The 3,462-nt window shown below is 67.3% G+C and carries 3 protein-coding genes; all 3 read right to left on the reverse strand.

The genetic code is table 11. The features are described from left to right. Window positions 1-106: 106 nt before the first annotated feature. From H5411_RS45950 to H5411_RS45960, 3 genes are read right to left on the reverse strand one after another with little or no spacing between them, the layout of a single operon-like run. Complete coding sequence (locus H5411_RS45950; RefSeq protein WP_101434544.1) at window positions 107-1,882, reverse strand: hypothetical protein; 1,776 nt, start codon at window positions 1,880-1,882, stop codon at window positions 107-109. After that, window positions 1,879-2,190 (reverse strand): helix-turn-helix domain-containing protein, encoded by a 312-nt coding sequence (locus H5411_RS45955; RefSeq protein WP_101434545.1) that lies wholly within the window; start codon window positions 2,188-2,190, stop codon window positions 1,879-1,881. Before H5411_RS45955 ends, H5411_RS45950 begins: the two co-directional genes overlap by 4 nt. Window positions 2,191-2,194: 4 nt before the next feature. Then, window positions 2,195-3,280, reverse strand: coding sequence for a tyrosine-type recombinase/integrase (locus H5411_RS45960; protein ID WP_101434546.1), 1,086 nt, complete (start codon window positions 3,278-3,280; stop codon window positions 2,195-2,197). Window positions 3,281-3,462: the final 182 nt, after the last annotated feature.

Raw genomic sequence — 3,462 nt, forward strand, 5'->3', positions numbered from 1 at the left:
ACTTCCCCAGAGTTCCTCGCAACTTTACCCGAATCTGAGCGGAACTCTGGGTATTTGGTGCTTGACGATGATAGCTGAATCCCGGAGTTGGGGAACTATGGAATCGTCATTCCTTTGTGGATTGTTCGTATTCGGCGATGCCGGGGTGGTCGACGCTGCTGGTGTAGCGGTAGGCGCCGGCGATGGACAGGCCGAACAGTTCGCAGAGCTGGCGGACGTCGCCGCCGGTGGCGTGGGCTTCGTCGAGGATGCGGTCCTGGCGGATGGCTTGCGCGATCATGCCGAGCCGTTTGCGGATCCACCACGGGGTCGCGGGCGTGGTGGTGTTGGCGTTGCGGTAGTGGATGAACAGGTGCGGATTGGCGGTGTCGGGCCAGGTCCGTTGTCGGTAGTCCAGGTAGGCCGACACTCGTGCCCGGACCGGCTCGGCGAGCGGCACGATGCGGTCGGGCAGGTAGAGGCGACCGTCGCGCACGTCGGCGAGCTGCAGCTGGAGCAGTTGCCAGATGCGGATGGCGTGGAAGGCCAGCAGCGCGGCCAACGCCGCGCGGGTCGGGTCGTCGGAGTTGAGCGCGCCGCGCAGCTCGGTGAGATCGATCGGTGCGGGCACGTGTTTGTCCGGGGTGGGCACGCTGATGCGCGTGGTGGGGTTGATGAAGGTGAGCTTGCGGGCCTTGAGGATCCGGAAGATCGACCGAAGCCCTTGCAGGGTGCTGCTGCGCGGACTGCCGCTGGGCGGCAGGGCGGCGAGCACGTCGTCGCGGCCGATCTCCCGCAGCGAGGGGTGGGTGCGTGCCCAGGCGCGGATGATCGGCAGCGCGTAGCCCAGCTGCGAACGCACCGTGTTGTCGGAACGGGGACGAAATCGCGGTGGGGTGGTGCTGCCGTTGCGGGCGATGTCGAACCAGACCTCGAGTTCGTGACGGATGTCCTCGGGCAGTCCGGTGATCTGCAGCTGGAACCAGCGCTCGGTGGGCGGGACGCGGTCGTCGGCGAGCATGCCGGCGACGGTCAGCACGTCGAGCACCGGGCGCACGGGGTGCCGGATGCGCGAGAGGGGCAGGACGTCGCTGGCGCGGATCGCGGCACCGGGGGTGTCTTGCATGCCCAGCAGCATCCGGATCGCCCGCTGGGCGCGTTCGGTGACGGTCCTGCTCCAGCCGTGCGCGGCGGCGTGCTCGCGCACGAACTGGTGCCAGGCGGCCTCGCGGGCCGGGTCGGGCGGCGGTGGGAATCCCTTGCGCAGTCCGGCTTTCAGGTCCCGCGGCAGTTCGAGCAGCACCAGCTGTTCGTAGGGCACCGGGTGCAGCAACGACAGGTTCGGTGGGATGGTTTTCTTGACGTAGGGCCGTTGGCCCTGTCCTTCGCGGTGCCACATGCCGGCGAAGAACAGCTGCTGCCCGAACACGTTGGCCTCGGCCAGACTGATGCTGCTGGGCCGCTGGTCGCGGTCCTGGGCGAGCAGGCTGCGCGTCTTGCAGCACAACCGGCACGACCCGCCCTCGTTGAGCGCCACCTCGTTCCCGCAGGTGTCGCACACACCCTTGTGTCGGTATTTCTCGCGCCAGCTACGGCAGCCCACGCACAGCCAACCGTAGGTGCGGGTCACGCCCCAGGCGTGGCAGTCGAGACACGAGTCGACCACGACCGTTTGTCGCGCGAGCGTGCCGGGCGACTGCCACAGCGGCGACTTCTCGCCGGGCGCGTGGCTGTGGCAGCGGGCGCACAGCCCGGACGTGTAATAGTCGTTTGTGGACCCGCATTTGCGGCACGGTGGCGGGGCGATCGGGCCGCCGGGCCAGCACTGGAAGCAGTACGGGACCTCCCGCATCGCCGGGGGACGCACCCCGCACACCCGGCAGCGGCGGGGACGCCCGGTCACGCCGGCGGCACCGATCGATGTCGCCCCAGCCGCGGGGTGATCGGCGCGACCGTGCCCGTGTCGGCCTTGCGGGGCCGACGAGCGGCGACCTTCTCCGGCTCGGGGATCAGCAGATCAGTCGGTGCGCACTCCAGCACCGCGCAGATCACGTCGAGATCATCGAGCCGGATCGTGGTGGGATTGCCGATCCACAGGTTCGACATCTTGCCCGCGCTGATATCCAATCCCGCCTCGGCGAGCCTGCGGCGCATCTCCGTGGACTTCCAGATCCCTGCCTCGGCGGCTTTCATTCGCAGGTTCCAGCGCATCGCGCTACCCTTCCTCGGTGCCCAGCCGGGCGGCCACGCGCTGGTTGGCCTTGGCCCAGGCATGTTCGACGTGCTCGGACTCCACGTGGATGTACGCGGTCGTGGTCGAGAGCCACGAGTGGCCCAAAACCTCTTGTATAGCTTTAAGATCCATGCCTCGCGCATACAGCGACGATGCACAGTAGTGCCGCAATGTATGCGGTGTCAGCCTTCCTGCCCAGTCCGGCAGCCATCGTCCGGTCGCCTCCGCCAACCCGTCCCGCAACGTCTGGTCACCAACCCGGCCACAGAATCCGGTGTGCGGGTCCTGGCGCTCACTCGGCAGCAGCGGCGCGTCGGGATGCTCCCAGTCCTCGCCGAACTGGTGACGCACTTCCACCAGCCACCAGTCCAGCAACTCGGCCACCGAGTTGATCGCCGGAACGAGCCTCGTCTTCGGGCCGCGTCCCCGGCTTCCTTTGCCGAATCGGACATGCAGCTTGCCGTACTCGCCCAGATCCCGGCGCCAGTCGCGCATGTCGAGCATGTAGGTCTCCTGGATCCGCAACCCCGCCCGGCGCCACAACGACGCCGCCAGATAGTCCCGAGCCGCAGTGCGGAACTTCCGGGCGTGCTCCAGCGAGTCCCGCCACTCGGTGAACAACAGCTCGGTTTCCTTGTCCGAGGGCGGTATTCGAGGTGTCCCGTAGTCGGCCTTGGCCGGCCGGTTGTGCTCGTCGATCGGTTGCGCCACCACACACCCGGCGAGCGCGTGAATGTCGCCCTGATAACGGCCGATCAGGAAATCGAAGAAGTGCCCGATCGCCCACGCCTTGTGCTGCACCGTCAACCGGGACCTGCCCAGATCCTTGCGCTGGCGAACCAGAAACCGGTCCGCGTCAGCAGGCTCGGCTGTCCACACCGGACGACCGAGGAATTGGATGAACTCGAAGATCGCTGCTCGGTCGTTGTTCACCGTGCTGTCGCAGACTCCCGCCCCCATCGAGGCAAGCAGGTACTGATCGACGAGCTCCTGCTCGAAGTCCTCCAGGTCCTGGGTCGTGCTCAGCTTCCGCGGCCCGCGCAGCGACCGCACCACCGCCAGCCCCACCGCGCCTCCCGACCGTGTCCCCGAGTTGAACGGAAACGACAATGCCTCATCAACATCGGCAGCCTGTCGGAAATCCTGACGTCATGTCAGAGAGTCCACACCATCGAGTGAGAGCGCGCTGGCCAGCGCCCCAGCGTCGACAAAGAACAGCCAGCACCGACGAACACCGGGAAGTTCCGGTA

Source organism: Amycolatopsis echigonensis (assembly GCF_014174495.1).
GTDB classification, from domain to species: domain Bacteria; phylum Actinomycetota; class Actinomycetes; order Mycobacteriales; family Pseudonocardiaceae; genus Amycolatopsis; species Amycolatopsis echigonensis.

Bases quoted from the DNA above. Each gene is read 5' to 3' on its own strand.
- H5411_RS45955 (WP_101434545.1), bottom strand. From the start codon at position 2,190: ATGCGCTGGAACCTGCGAATGAAAGCCGCCGAGGCAGGGATCTGGAAG.